Source organism: Halanaerobium polyolivorans, assembly GCF_020711195.1.
Classification (GTDB): Bacteria; Bacillota; Halanaerobiia; order Halanaerobiales; family Halanaerobiaceae; genus Halanaerobium; species Halanaerobium polyolivorans.
The window spans coordinates 88639-104000 of sequence record NZ_JAJFAT010000009.1 but is presented as its reverse complement, the minus strand read 5'-3'; the positions used below and the strand labels follow the sequence as shown (position 1 = coordinate 104000).

At 36.5% G+C, this 15362-nt stretch carries 21 protein-coding genes; all 21 read left to right on the top strand.

The window, feature by feature from the left end:
- Positions 1-24 precede the first annotated feature (24 nt).
- The 21 genes from LJ207_RS07755 (at position 25) to LJ207_RS07655 (ending at position 15352) form a co-directional block, all read left to right on the top strand.
- A complete protein-coding gene (locus LJ207_RS07755) occupies positions 25-534 on the top strand; it encodes a chemotaxis protein CheW (protein WP_229345806.1) in 510 nt (169 codons plus the stop codon).
- Positions 524-1033 (top strand): chemotaxis protein CheW, encoded by a 510-nt coding sequence (locus LJ207_RS07750; protein WP_229345805.1) that lies wholly within the window; start codon positions 524-526, stop codon positions 1031-1033. The genes LJ207_RS07755 and LJ207_RS07750 overlap by 11 nt, the downstream gene beginning before the upstream one ends.
- Positions 1033-1644 carry a chemotaxis protein CheC gene (locus LJ207_RS07745; RefSeq protein ID WP_229345819.1) on the top strand — a complete coding sequence of 204 codons (612 nt, stop codon included), beginning with the start codon at positions 1033-1035 and terminating at the stop codon, positions 1642-1644. The genes LJ207_RS07750 and LJ207_RS07745 overlap by 1 nt, the downstream gene beginning before the upstream one ends.
- Positions 1637-2140, top strand: a complete 504-nt coding sequence (locus LJ207_RS07740; RefSeq protein WP_229345804.1) for a chemotaxis protein CheD — start codon at positions 1637-1639, stop codon at positions 2138-2140. Before LJ207_RS07745 ends, LJ207_RS07740 begins: the two co-directional genes overlap by 8 nt.
- 41 nt (positions 2141-2181) lie before the next feature.
- Entirely contained in the window at positions 2182-2535 is a 354-nt protein-coding gene (locus LJ207_RS07735; RefSeq protein WP_229345803.1) for a response regulator, read from the top strand.
- Positions 2536-2547: 12 nt separating this feature from the next.
- A complete protein-coding gene (gene flgB, locus LJ207_RS07730; protein ID WP_229345802.1) occupies positions 2548-2931 on the top strand; it encodes a flagellar basal body rod protein FlgB in 384 nt (127 codons plus the stop codon).
- 6 nt (positions 2932-2937) lie between these two features.
- On the top strand, positions 2938-3366 hold the full coding sequence (gene flgC / locus LJ207_RS07725; RefSeq protein WP_229345801.1) for a flagellar basal body rod protein FlgC: 429 nt from the start codon (positions 2938-2940) through the stop codon (positions 3364-3366).
- A 13-nt stretch (positions 3367-3379) separates the two neighbouring features.
- Positions 3380-3673, top strand: a complete 294-nt coding sequence (gene fliE / locus LJ207_RS07720; protein WP_229345800.1) for a flagellar hook-basal body complex protein FliE — start codon at positions 3380-3382, stop codon at positions 3671-3673.
- A 31-nt stretch (positions 3674-3704) separates the two neighbouring features.
- Entirely contained in the window at positions 3705-5240 is a 1536-nt protein-coding gene (gene fliF / locus LJ207_RS07715; protein WP_229345799.1) for a flagellar basal-body MS-ring/collar protein FliF, read from the top strand.
- Between the two features lie 28 nt (positions 5241-5268).
- The gene (gene fliG / locus LJ207_RS07710; RefSeq protein WP_229345798.1) at positions 5269-6273 is read left to right on the top strand and encodes a flagellar motor switch protein FliG; all 1005 of its coding nucleotides are present in this window, start codon (positions 5269-5271) and stop codon (positions 6271-6273) included.
- Complete coding sequence (locus LJ207_RS07705) at positions 6266-7018, top strand: FliH/SctL family protein (RefSeq protein WP_229345797.1); 753 nt, start codon at positions 6266-6268, stop codon at positions 7016-7018. The genes fliG and LJ207_RS07705 overlap by 8 nt, the downstream gene beginning before the upstream one ends.
- On the top strand, positions 7005-8309 hold the full coding sequence (fliI, locus tag LJ207_RS07700; protein WP_229345796.1) for a flagellar protein export ATPase FliI: 1305 nt from the start codon (positions 7005-7007) through the stop codon (positions 8307-8309). The genes LJ207_RS07705 and fliI overlap by 14 nt, the downstream gene beginning before the upstream one ends.
- Before the next feature lie 76 nt (positions 8310-8385).
- Complete coding sequence (locus LJ207_RS07695) at positions 8386-8826, top strand: flagellar export protein FliJ (protein ID WP_229345795.1); 441 nt, start codon at positions 8386-8388, stop codon at positions 8824-8826.
- On the top strand, positions 8826-9362 hold the full coding sequence (locus LJ207_RS07690) for a MotE family protein (RefSeq protein WP_229345794.1): 537 nt from the start codon (positions 8826-8828) through the stop codon (positions 9360-9362). Before LJ207_RS07695 ends, LJ207_RS07690 begins: the two co-directional genes overlap by 1 nt.
- Before the next feature lie 43 nt (positions 9363-9405).
- Positions 9406-10965, top strand: a complete 1560-nt coding sequence (locus LJ207_RS07685) for a flagellar hook-length control protein FliK (protein WP_229345793.1) — start codon at positions 9406-9408, stop codon at positions 10963-10965.
- 12 nt (positions 10966-10977) lie between these two features.
- On the top strand, positions 10978-11409 hold the full coding sequence (locus tag LJ207_RS07680; RefSeq protein WP_229345792.1) for a flagellar hook capping FlgD N-terminal domain-containing protein: 432 nt from the start codon (positions 10978-10980) through the stop codon (positions 11407-11409).
- A 5-nt stretch (positions 11410-11414) separates the two neighbouring features.
- Entirely contained in the window at positions 11415-11798 is a 384-nt protein-coding gene (locus tag LJ207_RS07675) for a TIGR02530 family flagellar biosynthesis protein (RefSeq protein ID WP_229345790.1), read from the top strand.
- Positions 11799-11904: 106 nt separating this feature from the next.
- Positions 11905-13530 carry a flagellar hook protein FlgE gene (locus LJ207_RS07670; RefSeq protein WP_229345788.1) on the top strand — a complete coding sequence of 542 codons (1626 nt, stop codon included), beginning with the start codon at positions 11905-11907 and terminating at the stop codon, positions 13528-13530.
- Positions 13531-13594: 64 nt separating this feature from the next.
- Positions 13595-13801 (top strand): flagellar FlbD family protein, encoded by a 207-nt coding sequence (locus LJ207_RS07665; RefSeq protein WP_229345787.1) that lies wholly within the window; start codon positions 13595-13597, stop codon positions 13799-13801.
- A 2-nt stretch (positions 13802-13803) separates the two neighbouring features.
- Complete coding sequence (locus LJ207_RS07660) at positions 13804-14604, top strand: motility protein A (protein ID WP_229345785.1); 801 nt, start codon at positions 13804-13806, stop codon at positions 14602-14604.
- Entirely contained in the window at positions 14597-15352 is a 756-nt protein-coding gene (locus tag LJ207_RS07655) for an OmpA/MotB family protein (protein WP_229345784.1), read from the top strand. The genes LJ207_RS07660 and LJ207_RS07655 overlap by 8 nt, the downstream gene beginning before the upstream one ends.
- Positions 15353-15362 lie beyond the last annotated feature (10 nt).

The following is a 15362-nucleotide window of genomic DNA, read 5'->3' as shown; positions in this document are numbered from 1 at the left end:
AAAGATAAGAAAGTGGGGTTGCAGATGCAGTTAGAAGCTCAAAATATTGCTTTAAAAAAAGCAAAAGAAGATAAAAAGGCCGGCAAAAATCAATATGTGGTTTTTAATATTGCTCAAGAAGAATATGGTGTAGAGATTTCTTATACAAGAGAAATTATTAAATCTCCACAAATCACAAGAGTTCCCAACTCAGCTCAACATATAATTGGAGTTATAAATTTAAGGGGAATTATAGTACCTGTGGTTAATTTACATGATCGTTTAGATATTTCAGAAGACAATTTGAACTTTGCTGAAGATGAAGAAAGAATTATAACTATAGAAATAAATGATTTAACCTTAGGCTTAAGAGTGGACTACATTGAGGGTATAGTCTGGCTGGATGAAAACAAAATTACTGATCCACCTGAATCAAGTGATGGTCCTCGCCGGGATTTTCTCAAAGGTGTATGTCCCCGCAATGAAAATCATCTCTTAATCTTACTCGATCTAGAAAAAACACTTATGTATGGGGGTGTGAACTTTGCAGATTGAAAATTTTGGCAGTCAAAGAGAACAGTACATAGTATTTCAATTAGCAAAAAAGAAATTTGGAGTTAGTATCACTCAAACCAGAGAAATCATTTCTGCTAAAGAGCTTACCTATGTTCCTGATAGTCCAGACTTTGTGAAAGGAATTATAAACCTTAGGGGAGCAGTGGTACCGGTTATTGATCTTCATCTGCGTCTGGATATAGAAGCAGATAAAGGTCAGCAAAGCAAAAAAATAATTATTATCGAACTTGATTCTTTAACTGCTGGGATGCTGGTAGATGATGTTGAGGAAATCAAGGGGTTAATGAAAGAAGAAATTTCAATCTTACCTAAAATTGCTAAAAAAATAGATAGTAATTATATAGAAGGTGTAGCCAGAACTGAAGCTGAGGAAGAACTGTTACTGCTGCTTGATTTAAACAATGTTTTAACAAAACAGCAAAAAGAAACCCTCAGATCAGTTGAAGAAGAAAGTACTGCCCAAGAGGTGCAGAATTGATGAAACTTAATCCGATTAGAAAAGATATGCTTAAAGAAGTTGCTAATATTGGAGCAGGTAATGCTGCTACTTCTTTCTCGAAAATGATCGATAAAGAGATTGCCATGTCTGTACCAGAAATTGAATTAATTGAAATGCAGGATCTACCCCTAATAACCGGTGATGAAGAAGATTATATAGCCTGTGTGATGATAAACTTTAAGGGAGAGATTCAGGGCAAAATATTGATTGTTTTAGAAATAGAAGCTGTAGAAAAAATTTTAAGGTATATGTTTTTTCTCGATTCAGAAGATGAACTTCCATCTGAAGATATGCAGCACTCGGCTTTAAATGAATTGAGCAATATTTTAAGTGGTTCCTACCTCAAAGCTATTAATGATTTTAGTGGTTTAGAGTTGAACCAGGAAATTCCTCTTAGTGCTTTTGATATGGCTGGTGCAATTTTGAGCTCTTCTCTAATCGATCTTTCAGAGAATGAAGATGAAATTTTGCTCTTGGAGACAGAATTCAGCCTGGCAAATGATAAAGTTGAATTATTTTATTTGTTTGTCCCAGAACAGGAGTCTTTAGAAATCTTATTTGATAAATTGGAGGGTGGTAGCTTTGTCTAATCTAGTTGATCTAGAACAGGCAGTGGAAAAAAAAGTTGTTAAAATGGCCGGTTATGCAGTAGCTGAAGATAAAATGCTCTTGGCCACCCTTGGACTTGGTTCTTGTATAGGAATTGCCTTATATGATAGATATCAAAAAATAGGGGCATTAGGTCACATTATGCTGCCTGAGAATCCAGGGGGTAAGATAATAACAAAATATGCAGATACAGCCATTCCTTTTCTGGTAAAAAAGATGGAAGAGCTTGGGGCAAAAAAAAGACGTTTAACTGCTAAGATCGTTGGTGGTTCAAATATGTTTAAAAGCGAAAATGGAGAATCTGTAATGAAAATTGGGCAGAGAAACATCGAAGCAGTCAAAAGATATTTAAAAAAAGAAAACATTTATTTAAAAGCCGATGATGTTGGCAGGGATTATGGCCGTTCAATGTATTTTTATACAGAAGATGGCAGGGTAGAAATTAAATCTTTTAAAAAAGAATTGATAGTAATATAAATATAAAATTATTAGCTAAGTGATTAAGGAGGTACAGACAAATGGCAGAGATTTTAATAGCCGATGATGCAGCATTTATGAGATTAAATCTAAAAAATATTTTAAAAGATGATTTTGAAATCACAGGTGAAGCCGAAAATGGTCAGGAGGCTGTAGAACTATATCAAGAATTAAATCCAGATATTGTAACAATGGATATTACAATGCCTGTGATGGATGGTTTAGAAGCAATTAAAGCAATTAAAGATATAGATCCAGATGCACAGATAGTAGTTTGTAGTGCTATGGGACAGCAGAAAATAGTAATTCAGGCCATAGAATTAGGGGCAAAAGACTTTATAGTCAAGCCCTTTAAAAAAGATCGTGTAGTAGAGTCATTAAAAAAATTACTTTAATGGGGTGATTATTTGAGTACTTATCTAAATTTACTTTCTTCTGCACTTGATGGTTCAGCCAAAAGAGGTGAATTAATAGCAAATAATATAGCCAATGTAAGTACCCCGGGCTATAAAAGACAGGATAATAATTTTAAGTCATATTTAGCTACTGAGCTAAATGGCAGCTCAAAGCTTCAATTAAGCCGCAGCACTAATAAACACTTAGCTGGAGGGGAAAAGCTTAATAATCAAAATAGAGCTGCTAATACTAGTTATAGAAATGATCAAAATAATGTGGATATTGAGGTCGAAATGGCTGAAATGGCAAAAAACACAATTTATTATAATGTTATCAGCACAAGGGCAGCAGCTCATTTTAGAACTGTCAATCAGGTTGTTCAGCAAGGGGGGTAATTAAAATTGTTTAAAGGTATAGATATCAGTGCTTCATCATTAACTGCTCAAAGACTGCGGATGGATACTATTTCTTCTAATATTGCTAATGTAGAGACAACCCGAGGTGAAAACGGAGAGCCCTACAGGCGTCAAATCCCGGTTTTCAGAGAAAAATTAGAGGCAGCAGCATTGAACAACAGCAGTAATAATAATTCCAACTTTAATAATGGTGTGGTGGTAGATGCTGTAATAGAAGATGAGAGCCCATTTAGAATTGAATACAGACCAGAACATCCAGATTCAAATGAAGAAGGTTATTTAGAACTGCCAAATATCAGTGTTATGAAAGAGATGGTAAATATGATAGATGCCAGTAGAGCTTATGAAGCAAGCATCCAGTCAATTTCTAATTATAAGGCGATGGCAAATAGCGCCTTAAATATAAGTACTTAAATGAGGTGAGAACTTGAATAATATCAATCCTGTTCAATTTCAAAATAATTTTTTTAACTTAAAGCAGAGTCAAAGTGAAGCACCGGAAAGTTCTTTTAGAGAAATGTTTAGGGATCAACTGATGCAGGTTAATCAGCTGGAACAAGAGGCGCAGACAATCACAGCCGATTTTGCTGCTGGTAAAGTTGATAATATCCATGATGTGACAATTGCTGGAGAAAAAGCAAATTTAGCAGTTAATCTAAGTACTGCAGTTCAATCTAAAGTTCTTTCTGCTTATGAAGAAATTATGCGTTTACAGGTTTAGCTAATTTTAACTTAATGAAAGAGGTATTCAGATGGCCGAACTTTTCGAAAAATACAAAAAAGAAATAATTGCATTTTGGGAAAAACTAAATAAAAGCAAAAAACTTATGCTAATAGCTCTTATTGTTGCCATGACTTTCTTTTTCGGCTATCTAATTATTCGGGGTAGTTCTTCAAATTATCAGGCTCTTTATAGAGACCTGACTGCAGCAGATGCAGGTGCTGTAGTAGATATATTAGAAGAGCAAAATGTAAGTTATCAAATTGAAAGCAATGGGAGTACAATCTTGGTTCCCGAAGCGGAGCTTTATCCACTCAGATTAGAGCTTGCCAATCAGGGCCTACCCAGCCAGGGTGTTGTGGGTTTTGAAATATTCAACAGCAGTGAATTTGGCAGCACCGAATTTGAGAGAGAGGTCAATTATTATCGAGCTCTGGGGGGAGAATTGAGTCGTTCTATTCAATCGATATCTGGAATTTCTTTTGCTAGGGTTCAAATAAGTCCACCTGAACAGAGTCTTTTTCTGGCAGAGGAAAAAGCGGCCAGTGCATCTGTGATTCTCGATTTAGAAAGAGGTTTCAATATTGACAATAATCAGGTACAGGCTATTCAAAACCTGGTTGCAAGTGGTGTGCAGGATTTAGCTGTAGCAGAAGTAACAATAGTTGATACAAGTGGTGCTCTTTTATCAGCTAATAGTTCAAGTGATGAATGGGGCAGCAGTTCTGACCATTTTGCTTTAAGTCAAGAATTTGAAAATTCTTTGGAAAATGATCTTTCAGTTTTATTGAATAGAGTTTTAGGTCCGGATAATTTTGTGGTAAAGGTTAATGCAGATTTGAACTTTGATCAGCTTGAATCAGAATCAACTACCTTTACACCTGTGGTTGATGATGAAGGCATTATCCGCAGCCAAGAAATGACAAGCCAAAGTCAAAGTGGGGGTATGACAGGTGGAACACCAGGTACTGACAGCAATATTCCCCAGTATCAGGCAGTAGAAGGTCAGGAGAGCAGTTCCGAAAGTCAAAGCACTATCACCAATTATGAGATCAATCAGCGCATTGAACGACAGGTTTATGCACCAGGTGAACTGCAGAGACTTTCTGTTTCGGTTATTGTTGATGAAGAAACAGATCAGCAGACAATTGATCAAATAAGGGGTGCTGTTTCAGCTGCAGTTGCTTATGATGAAGGACGGGGAGATGAGCTTAATGTTTCGGCAATTAGATTTGATAGGTCTCTAGAAAGAGCGGTAGAAGAAGCTAGACTTGCCCAGGAAGAATCACAAAGAAGAGAAAATTATATTTATGGTGGATTAATAATCTTTATTTTAGTTATTACAGCGGGCTTAATAACCTTCCTATATCGCAAAAGATCTGCTCAGCCTCAAAAAGGAACTCAAGTTGATTTAAGGGCTGCAGATGAAGAGGCAGAAGAAGCACTATTCCAAAAAGATGCGGAAGCAGAAAAAACAGCAAAGGTAAAAAGGGAGTTAGAAAATATGGTTCATGCTGACCCAGAAAGTGCAGCTAAACTTTTAAGAGGTTGGTTAGCAGAAGATTAAAAACAGAGGAATATAAAGGGGTATTTTTATGAGGGAAGAATTAGATGGAAAAGAAAAAGCAGCAATTTTGCTAATATCATTAGGACCTGATGTCTCATCAGATATTTTTAAACACCTTGATGATGAAGAAGTAGAAAAACTAACTTTAGAGATAGCAAATAAAAATAAAATAAAGCCAGAATTAAAAAAGAAGGTACAGGAAGAATTTTTAGAGCTGCAGAGGGCCAATGATTATATTAATTCTGGAGGGATTAGTTATGCTAAAAAGGTGCTGGAAAAATCCTTCGGTAAAGAGAGAACAAAAAATATAATCAACCGTCTAACTGCTACTCTTCAGGTACGACCTTTTGATTCTATTCGCAAAACCGAGGCAGCTCAAATTTTAAACTTCATTCAAGAAGAACATCCTCAAACTATTGCCTTGATTTTAGCTTATTTGAGTCCCAGCAAAGCCTCACAAATTCTTTCTGCTCTACCGGCAGATGTACAGAGCAAGGTTGCCAAAAGAATTGCTGTAATGGATAGAACTTCTCCGGAGATAATCAAAGAGGTAGAGAGGGTCTTAGAGAAAAAGCTTTCTTCAGTTGCAGCAAACGAATATGCTAGAGCGGGAGGAATAGAGTCAATTGTAGATGTGCTCAATAATGTTGACCGCGGAACAGAAAAAAATATTTTAGATAAGTTAGAAGAAGATAATCCAGACCTTGTCGAAGAAATCAAAAAGAGAATGTTCGTTTTCGAAGATATTGTACTGCTTTCTGATCGGGCAGTTCAGCTTGTACTGCGTCAGGTGGAAACTCATGATCTGGCCCTGGCCCTTAAGACATCAAGTACTGAAGTAGAAGAAATAATCACAGGAAATATGTCCAAAAGAGCTGCTGAGATGCTGCAGGAAGACATAGAATATATGGGTCCTGTAAGGATTAGAGAGGTAGAAGATGCTCAGCAGAGAATCGTAAATGTAATTAGAGAGCTAGAAGAAAGTGGAGAGATAGTAATTGCAAGAGGTGGGGAGAGTGAATTAATTGTCTAAAATAATTAAAGCAGCAAAAATTAATGGTAAAAATAAAGAGATAAACCTTAATAGTTTTATTATTGAAGACGAAAATGAAAATAGCTCTAAAGATTCTTCTGTCCCAAATAAAGCAGCTGAAACAGAAGAAAAGCTTTCTGAAGCAAAACTGAAAGCAGAAAAAATTATTAAGCAGGCGGAAGAAGAAGCTGCTGCAATAATTGCTCAAGCAGAGGCAAAAAAGGCAGAGCTTATGGCAGAAAGAGAAGAACTATATCAAGAAATTAGCCAAAAAGCAGAAGAAGAAATTAGGCTAGAAAATGAGAAAAAAATTAAAAGCCTAACACAAAACTTTCAACAAGCAACTGCGGAGATCAGTTCAAGTTTTGCCAAAAAACAAAAAGCTTTTAAGGTGGAAACGGTAAACTTAGCAATAAAGATTGCAGCTATGATTATTGATTATAAAAATGAAGCTGAACCGGAAATGATAAATAAGATTGCGGCCTCAATTTTTTCTCAGTTAGATGAGACCCACAGCAATATAAAAGTGAAGGTAAATCCAGAGCTGACAGCTTATCTTGATAAAAGCAAATACTTACAGAGAGATCATTTAGATGAGGTTGAATTAATCGCTGACCCTTCTCTTAAAAAAGGAGATTGTATTGTTAAAACTAATCTAGGTGGCAAAGAATCAATTATAGAACATAAATTAGAGCTGATAAAAAAAGAACTTTTAAAAGAGGTAAAAGCAAATGCTGGATATTGATTTAAACAAAATTGAAGCTAAAATCTCTGCTCAGGATATGACCAGAGATTTCGGAAGGATCAGCAGGGTGATTGGTCTGGTAATAGAATCAATTGGCCCCCAGGTTTCGATTGGGGAACTCTGCTTTATAGAAGGGAAAAAACGGATCAAGGCAGAAGTTGTTGGATTTGATGATAATAAAGTTTTGATGATGCCGATCGGTGATATGGAAGGGATCAGACCTGGCTCAAAGGTTATTGCAACCGGGGAAAAACTGAAGGTTAAAGTAGGTAGAGAGCTTTTAGGGAAGATCTTAGATGGTAGTGGTAATATTTTGAATGGGGAAGAAATCAAAAAATATTCTGAAGTAGAAGTGAACCAGAATCCTCCAGATCCTCTGCAGAGAAAAAGAATCAAAAAGCCCCTTTCACTGGGGATAAGAAGTATCGATGGTTTTTTGACCTGTGGCAGGGGGCAGCGATTAGGTATCTTTGCCGGGAGTGGGGTTGGTAAATCAACTCTATTAGGTATGGCAGCCCGCAACACTAATGCAGATATTAATGTAATTGGTTTAATCGGTGAAAGAGGTAGAGAGGTTAGAGATTTTATAGAAAGAGACTTGGGTGAAGAAGGCTTGCAAAGATCTATAGTTGTTGTTGCAACATCTGATCAGCCGGCTCTGCTCAGAGTAAAAGCAGCTAATATAACTACAGCTATAGCAGAATATTTCCGTGATCAAGGAGAAGATGTGCTTTTGATGATGGATTCTGTAACCAGGGTGGCTATGGCCTTAAGAGAGGTAGGACTTGCAGTTGGTGAACCGCCAGCAACTAGGGGATATCCCCCCTCTGTATTTGCCAAATTACCAAAACTTCTGGAAAGAAGTGGTACAAATCAGACGGCTTCGATTACAGCCCTTTATACTGTACTGGTTGAAGGTGATGACTTCAATGAACCGGTTGCTGATACGGTAAGGGGAATCCTTGATGGGCATATTAGTCTTGCTAGAGAACTGGCAGAAAGCAGCCATTATCCAGCTGTTGATATTTTAAGCAGTATCAGCAGGATCATGAAAGATATGGTCAGCAAAGAACATATAGAGGCTGCCGAAAAGCTCAAAAAAATGATTGCAGTCTATAATCAATCTAAAGATTTAATTGATATCGGTGCCTATCAAAAAGGCACAAACCCCGAACTTGATAAAGCAATAGCCAAAATTTCTGATATAAATGATTTTTTAACTCAGGGCATAAATGAAAAGGCAGAATATAAAAAAACATTGAGCAGGCTTAAAAAATTAGCTGCCAAATAAGAACTAAAAGCTTAAAAAATACTTTATTCTAAGATTATTTTAAAAAAGAGATAAATTAAAATAAGCAGGGTGATTAATGATGAATAAAAATTTTAAATTTGCCAAATTACTTAATATTAAAATAAGGCAGGAAGAAATAGCCGAAAAAAAATATCTGGCTCTTAAAAAAGAAATTTTAAGCTTAGAGGACAAAACAGAAGCTTTAACAGCAGAACAGCAGCAGCTTTATCAAAAAATGAGGGAAGAACAGGCAAAAATTACGCAACAGTCTCAATGTCAGAGGTATTTAAAAAAATTGCGTCAGCAAAAAAGAGAATTAATACAGGCTAAAAAAACTAAAGAAAAAGAACTAGCAAAACAGATGAATGTACTGCTGCAGCGGAAAAAAGAGCGCAAAACTTTTGAAAAGCTGGAAGAAAAAGCTGCTCAAAAAGAATTTGAATCTTTTTTAAAAAAAGAACAAAAAGAATTAGATGAGCTTGGTAGATGTGCAGCCTTAGGTGGTAGTTTAAGCTGATGAAGAAAACAATTGTATTTTTAAGCTTATTTTTAATCCTATTTTCGATGTTAAGCTGGTCCTTTAATGCCTTAGGAATTATAGATGTTAGATCAACCGCCTATGAAATTGCAGATCGAGTTCCCATTTTAAATAATTATCTGCTCAGCCGTGAGGAAATGACTCAACTAGAAACTAGAAACGATGAACTTGAGGCAGAACTTAGGCAAAAAGAAGCAGAACTAGCAGAAAAAGAGAGAGAAATAATTAGCTTAGAAGCTGAAATAGAACAGAGAAAAGATCTTTTTGCAAATTTAGAGTCAGAATATGATCAACTTTCAAATCAGAAGTTATCAAGACAGGAACGTTTAGCTAAAATAGCTAATATTTATCAAGAAATGGATGAAGCTGCAGCAGCAGCTGTAATCCAGGAATTAGAAATTAGCTTTGCTGTAGAAATTTTAAATGAACTTTCTGAAGAAGAAGCAGCCCATATTTTAGAACAGATGCCCCAGAATATTGCTGCAGAATATATCAATCAACTGCAGAATATATAAAATAAAGTAAAATGGGAGTATTAAAGTGGAAGGGGGTGAAAAAATGCAGGCGGTGCCCTTAGTGGAAAATTTCAATTTTCCCGAAGCCAGAGATTCACAGCTAGAAAAAGGTCCAGCAAAAGATATTCAGAACTCACCTTTTTCAGAGCTGCTGCAGCAGCAGTCAGCAAAAAACTCTTCATCTGAGCAAAAAGAAAGCAGAGAGCTGCAGTCTTTTTTAGCTGATTTTAAAGAGCAGTTAAAAGCAAGTTCAAAAGAAGAAGATCAAGCAGCGGCTGAAAAAGCAGCTGAACTCCTAGCTGGACTTGAAAATGGCAAGCTAGAACTTGCTGAATTGGAGGAGTTTATCGAATTAGCTTCTGAGATAAACTTAAGCCCAGATCAAAACTTAGCTCTTTTAAGAGATATATTATCTCAAAAAGTCTTGTCAGAAGCTCAAAAGCTGGATAGTAAAGAGATTGAGTTTAAAGAAGAACTACTAACTGAAGCTGAGACAGAAAAGCTGAATGATAGTGAAATAGCTGCAGAAGAATTTTCAAAAAAAGAGCAAAAGCTGCTTGAAATTAAGGCTGAAGTTGTCCGAGAGAGAGAGCTTAATCAGGCGGAAGAGATTCAATTGGAAAAAGAGTTATTTAAGCTCTTTGGGGATTTGAAAAAATTAGATTCAGCTGAAATCAGTGAAAATGAGCCAAATAGTGCAGATTTGCTTTTAGAAGATTTTGATTTGCTTGATCAAAAGATTCTAATTAAGCTTTTAGATTCTGAAAGCTTAGAGCTGATCAATCTAGAAAGAGATAAAGCTATCAATGAACCATTACTTGATCTAGAAAATAAGGCTCACTCAGAACTAAATTTAGACTTGGAAGATAGCAAAGCAGAAGCTGAAAGAGAAAGTTCTCAAGCTAATTTAGAATCTGAAAAAGCAGAAATCTTTAGCCAACTGCAAAAAACAAAGCAAAAAATGAGTGCTTTTGCAGAGCTTGAAGATTTAGAAATTGATGATCTAAAAGAGAGCAACTTTTTAAATCAGCTAGCTGATCATGATTCAAGCCAAGCAAGTTCTAAGCTCAATTGGCAGCAGCTTGAGATTAGTGCAGAAAGTGAAGTCTATCAAAATGCAGATGTTGAAACTCAAATTATTGAAGGCTTTAAAGCTCAATATTCGGCTGAGACAAAAGAGATGAGCATTCAGTTGGAACCTGAATCATTGGGAAAAATAGAACTCAAACTCTCTCATCAAAATGATAATTTAAGAGCTGAAATTTTAGTGGAAAACGAATCGATTAAAGCCAATTTAGAAGAGAGTTTAAACAGCCTAAAAAATGATCTGATCAGAGACGGAATTAATATCGAGGAGTTTAGAATAGAACATTCTCATTCTGCTCCTAGAGAAATTGAAAATCAGGCTGGCTTTTCTTTGAGTTCACAACAGCACAACAATGGTCAAAGCAGCCAAAATCAACAGCAGAACTGGCAGCACTTTAAAGGGATCTATTATCCTGAGCAAAGAGCTGGTGCTGAGCCCAGTTATTCTGAACTAAAAGAAAGTTCTAATCAACTCAGAAGAATTTATGGGAGTTCAACCTTAAATCTATTAGCTTAAAGGAGGTAGAGAATGATTGATCTAGCCACAGATAATAGTGTAGAGATAGCTCAAAGTCAGCAGAATGAAGAAAATCAATTTGATAATCAACAGGAACTAGGTCAGGACGTATTTTTTGAGCTTTTAATAACTCAGCTCAATAATCAGGATCCTTTAAAACCGATGGAAAACACAGAATTTGTTTCCCAGATGGCAGAATTTAGCAGCTTAGAAAAAAGTGAAAAGATATATCAATTATTAGCAGACAAATTAGACACAAATCAAGTCTTAAATAATGCTAATCTGATCGGCAAAGAAATAGCTGCAGAGTTTAATGGCATAGTTTTAAAAGGTGAGGTAACTTCGGTCATGGCCAAAAATGATCAGACAGTGGCAGTTTTAGACGATGGCTCAGAAATAGAAGTGGAAAATATTAAAGCAGTAAGTGCCAAAGAACAAGGGTGATAAAAATGGATAACCGAATTAATATTAACCATCCGTTAAAAATAAATCAGAAGCAAAAGACAGAACAGAAGAATAAGCAAAATGAAGTTTCAGATTCATTTAAGGATATTTTAGAGCAAAAAATAGCAAAAAAAGATCTATCTTTTTCTAAACATGCTAAAAAAAGGGTAAACAATCGTCCTATTCCCTTTACAAAAAGCGAGTTCAATAAACTGCAGAGCGGTGCAGAAAAGGCAAGGGCAAAAGGAGCCAAAGATTCACTGATAATGGTTAATAATACTGCCTATATTGTCAGCATCGAAAATAATAAGGTGATTACTGCAGTTGATGAAGAAAGCATGGAAGATAATGTTTTCACCAATATCGATAGTGCGGTATTTATGAAATAAAAAAAATAAAGTTATAAAGCTGGAATGAGCTGGACCTTTTTCAGGAAGCTCTGTGCTGCTGTCGACTACAGCAGGACCCGCTTTGATACTGAGGAGGAAAATAATAATGCTAAGATCAATGTATGCTGGTGTTTCTGGTTTAGATTCACACCAGGAAATGATGGATGTAATCGGTAATAATATTTCAAATGTTAATACGGTGGGCTTTAAAAGCAGTCGGGTAACCTTTCAGGAAATGCTAACCCAGACAATACAGGGTGCTTCAGCAGCCGATGATGCCAGGGGAGGAACAAATGCCCAGCAGGTAGGTCTGGGAACCTCTGTTGCTAGTATAGATAATAATATGACTTCAGGTAATCTTGAATCAACAGGCCAGGGCTCAGATGTTGCTATTCAGGGTGATGGATTTTTCGTCTTAAGAGAAGGCCAGACCCAATCTTATTCAAGAGCCGGTAATTTCGGTTTTGATGAAAACGGTAATCTTTACTCACTCAGCAATGGTAAATTAGTTCAGGGTTGGCTGGCAGATGCAGATGGTGAATTTGGTGCTTTTAATAATGATAGTTTAGGTGATATAGTTCTGCAAAATTCCATCAATGCCCAACAAACAAGCCGGATCGATTATGGTAGAAATTTAGACTCTGCTTTAGAAAATGAGCTAAATGTTGTCAGTCAGAACCTCAATTTAGAGGCCAACGGTTTAGAAGATAGCTTAAGATTTTCTCTAGAGCCGGCTGATAATTCGGAATTCAACGAGTGGAACTTCAGTTTAGAGGCAGATGATGAAAATACAGATATCAATGGGAATGTAAACCCTTTGACAGGAATTATCAGACTTGATGCAGATGGTAATTTGCTCAGCTTTGCAGATGATGATGGTAATGACCTAATAGATAATATCGAAGTAACATTAAGTGATGGTACTACAACAGGAGATATTGACCTTAATACCGCTGCCATTGATGAATCTTTAAATGCTGGCAGCTTACTGGAAGTTGATGGTGATCCTGACAGCAATTTGGAACTAGGCTATCAGTTAAATACCGAGCGTAATATAGCGGTAGATGTTTATGACAGTCAGGGTGAAAAACACACTGTAGAACTGCTGATCAAAAAAACTGATAATAACACCTGGGAAATAGAAGATGAAAGTTTAGAAGTAAGTGGGACAAATGATGGTTCAGTTGAATTAGAGGGTGGTAACCATGAGATTATCTTTAATGATAATGGTAATATTATCTCTGGTGAAACAGCCAATATCGCATTTATTCCTAATGGACCCGAGGTGGAACAGAATATAGAGCTTGATTTCAGCCGCTTAACCCAATTTGCAAATTCTATGACAGCAACTTCGGAAAATGTAAATGGTAATTCAAATGGAGTCTTAGAATCATTTTCTTTTACTGAAACTGGTAATATCGAGGGTTCTTATGATAATGGCTTAAATCAAACTCTGGCCAAACTGGCCTTAGCCGATTTTTCTAATCCTTCAGGTCTGCAGAGAAAAGAAGGAGTTTTTGAAGATTCAGCTAACTCTGGTGATCCAGATATAGGAGCTGCAGCTCAGGATGGCAAAGGTAGTTTAGCTCCTGCTAATCTTGAGATGTCAAATGCAAATCTCTCCGAAGAATTTACAAATATGATTACTGCCCAGAGAGGTTTTCAGGCAAATTCTAGAGTTATCACAACCTCAGATGAAATGCTGCAGGAACTGGTAAATCTGAAAAGATAAATAACTTCAGTCAGGCTGTAGTTTGCTTTTGTAAATTACAGCCTGAAAGAAAAGGAAGTGGAGTATGATAAAAGCAACTAGAACAGATGACAGAGAATTAATCATCAATGCTGAGCTAATTATTGAAATCCAGGAAACTCCCGATACTATAATTACGATGAGCAACGGCAAAAAAGTGCTGGTTAAAGAAAAAGCAGCAGAAATCGTAAGCCGGGTAATAGAATACAGACAAAAAATTATGAATGGTATTGAGAAAGCAGGGGAGGTATAGGCATGGATATTGCAACGATATTGGGTTTTATAGCAGGAGCTATAATATTTTCTACAGTAGCTATTTTAGGTGGAAATGTAATTATTTTTGTTAGTATCCAGTCTGTTCTGGTAGTTTTGGGAGGAACCATGGCTGGAATATTAATCAGCTATAATTTCACTGCCTTAAAAAAGATTCCAGATCTGCTCAAGGTTGCTTTCAAAAATGATAATGTCGAGTCTGAAAGAGTTATAGAAGAATTGGTTTCTTTTGCTGAAAAAGCAAGAAGGGAAGGTCTGCTGGCTTTAGAAGATGATGCAGCAGAAATGGAAGATGAATTTTTGAAAAAGGGAATACAGCTGGTAGTAGATGGTACTGATCCTGAACTTGTGCGTAATATTCTGGAAACCAAATTAACCTTTTTGGCAGAAAGACATTATAAGGGGAGAAGTATCTTTTCTACCATGGGACAGCTGGCTCCAGCCTTCGGGATGATAGGTACTTTGATCGGTTTGGTGCAGATGTTAAGTCAGCTGGATGATCCAGATCAGCTTGGCTCTGGAATGGCTGTGGCTTTGATCACAACACTATATGGAGCCTTGCTTGCTAACTGGATATTTATCCCTCTTGCTAAAAATCTCCAGACCCAAAGCAACCATGAAATTCATGTTAAAGAGGTAATAATTGAGGGAATACTTTCTATACAGGCTGGAGAAAATCCAAGGATTGTCAAAGAAAAGCTCAATGCCTTTCTTTCCGAAGGTGAAAAAACAGAGGTTGAAGAAAGAATAGGTGCTGAAATGGGAGCTGCAGAAAATGTCTGATAATAATAATACATATAATAAAAATGAAGAAGATCAGGGAGGTGGCTCACCTGCCTGGATGACAACTTTTGGAGATATGATGACCCTGCTTTTAGTTTTTTTCGTGCTGCTCTATTCTTTTTCTGTGATGGACTTAGATAAATTTCAGGGTTTTATATCTGCTCTGCAGAATCAGCTAGGGGTTCTAGATGGTGGGAGAACGGTAACTGATCATCCCAATATAGATGCTGGAACCATAGATGATAATTTTGCCAGGCCCTTAGAAAATATTACAGAGATAATGCAGGAGATGGAAAGCTATATAGAGCAAAATAATTTAGAAGGTATGGTAGATATTGAAGTAAAACGCAAAGGTTTGGTGATCAGCTTCAGAGGTGAAATATTATATGAGATCGCCAAAGCTGATTTAAGACCAGAAGGCAGGGAGGTTTTAACTAGAATCTCGGCTAACCTACTTGAGATCCCCAATGATATTATGGTTGAAGGCCATACAGATAATCTGCCCATTAATACAGATGAATTTCCCTCTAACTGGGAACTTTCAACTGCCAGGGCTGTAAATGTTGCCAAATATTTGATTGAAGAAAAAGGCTTTGACCCCAATCGTTTATCTGCAGCTGGCTATTCAGAATATAGGCCTATCAGTGATAATGATACTGCAGAAGGCAGGGCCGAAAACAGAAGGGTTGAAATTGTTGTTTTAAATTCAAGCTATTTAGCTCAGAGTGGGGAAGCAAGAGACAGTTAATTTTTTCAAA

Coding starts and splice junctions, on each gene's coding strand:
- LJ207_RS07695 (WP_229345795.1), top strand. CDS start 8,386: ATGATGAATAAAAATTTTAAATTTGCCAAATTACTTAATATTAAAATA.
- LJ207_RS07675 (WP_229345790.1), top strand. CDS start 11,415: ATGGATAACCGAATTAATATTAACCATCCGTTAAAAATAAATCAGAAG.
- LJ207_RS07660 (WP_229345785.1), top strand. CDS start 13,804: ATGGATATTGCAACGATATTGGGTTTTATAGCAGGAGCTATAATATTT.
- LJ207_RS07745 (WP_229345819.1), top strand. CDS start 1,033: ATGAAACTTAATCCGATTAGAAAAGATATGCTTAAAGAAGTTGCTAAT.
- fliF (WP_229345799.1), top strand. CDS start 3,705: ATGGCCGAACTTTTCGAAAAATACAAAAAAGAAATAATTGCATTTTGG.
- fliG (WP_229345798.1), top strand. CDS start 5,269: ATGAGGGAAGAATTAGATGGAAAAGAAAAAGCAGCAATTTTGCTAATA.
- LJ207_RS07690 (WP_229345794.1), top strand. CDS start 8,826: ATGAAGAAAACAATTGTATTTTTAAGCTTATTTTTAATCCTATTTTCG.
- fliI (WP_229345796.1), top strand. CDS start 7,005: ATGCTGGATATTGATTTAAACAAAATTGAAGCTAAAATCTCTGCTCAG.
- LJ207_RS07755 (WP_229345806.1), top strand. CDS start 25: ATGCAGTTAGAAGCTCAAAATATTGCTTTAAAAAAAGCAAAAGAAGAT.
- LJ207_RS07680 (WP_229345792.1), top strand. CDS start 10,978: ATGATTGATCTAGCCACAGATAATAGTGTAGAGATAGCTCAAAGTCAG.
- LJ207_RS07670 (WP_229345788.1), top strand. CDS start 11,905: ATGCTAAGATCAATGTATGCTGGTGTTTCTGGTTTAGATTCACACCAG.
- LJ207_RS07735 (WP_229345803.1), top strand. CDS start 2,182: ATGGCAGAGATTTTAATAGCCGATGATGCAGCATTTATGAGATTAAAT.
- LJ207_RS07685 (WP_229345793.1), top strand. CDS start 9,406: ATGCAGGCGGTGCCCTTAGTGGAAAATTTCAATTTTCCCGAAGCCAGA.
- LJ207_RS07665 (WP_229345787.1), top strand. CDS start 13,595: ATGATAAAAGCAACTAGAACAGATGACAGAGAATTAATCATCAATGCT.
- LJ207_RS07655 (WP_229345784.1), top strand. CDS start 14,597: ATGTCTGATAATAATAATACATATAATAAAAATGAAGAAGATCAGGGA.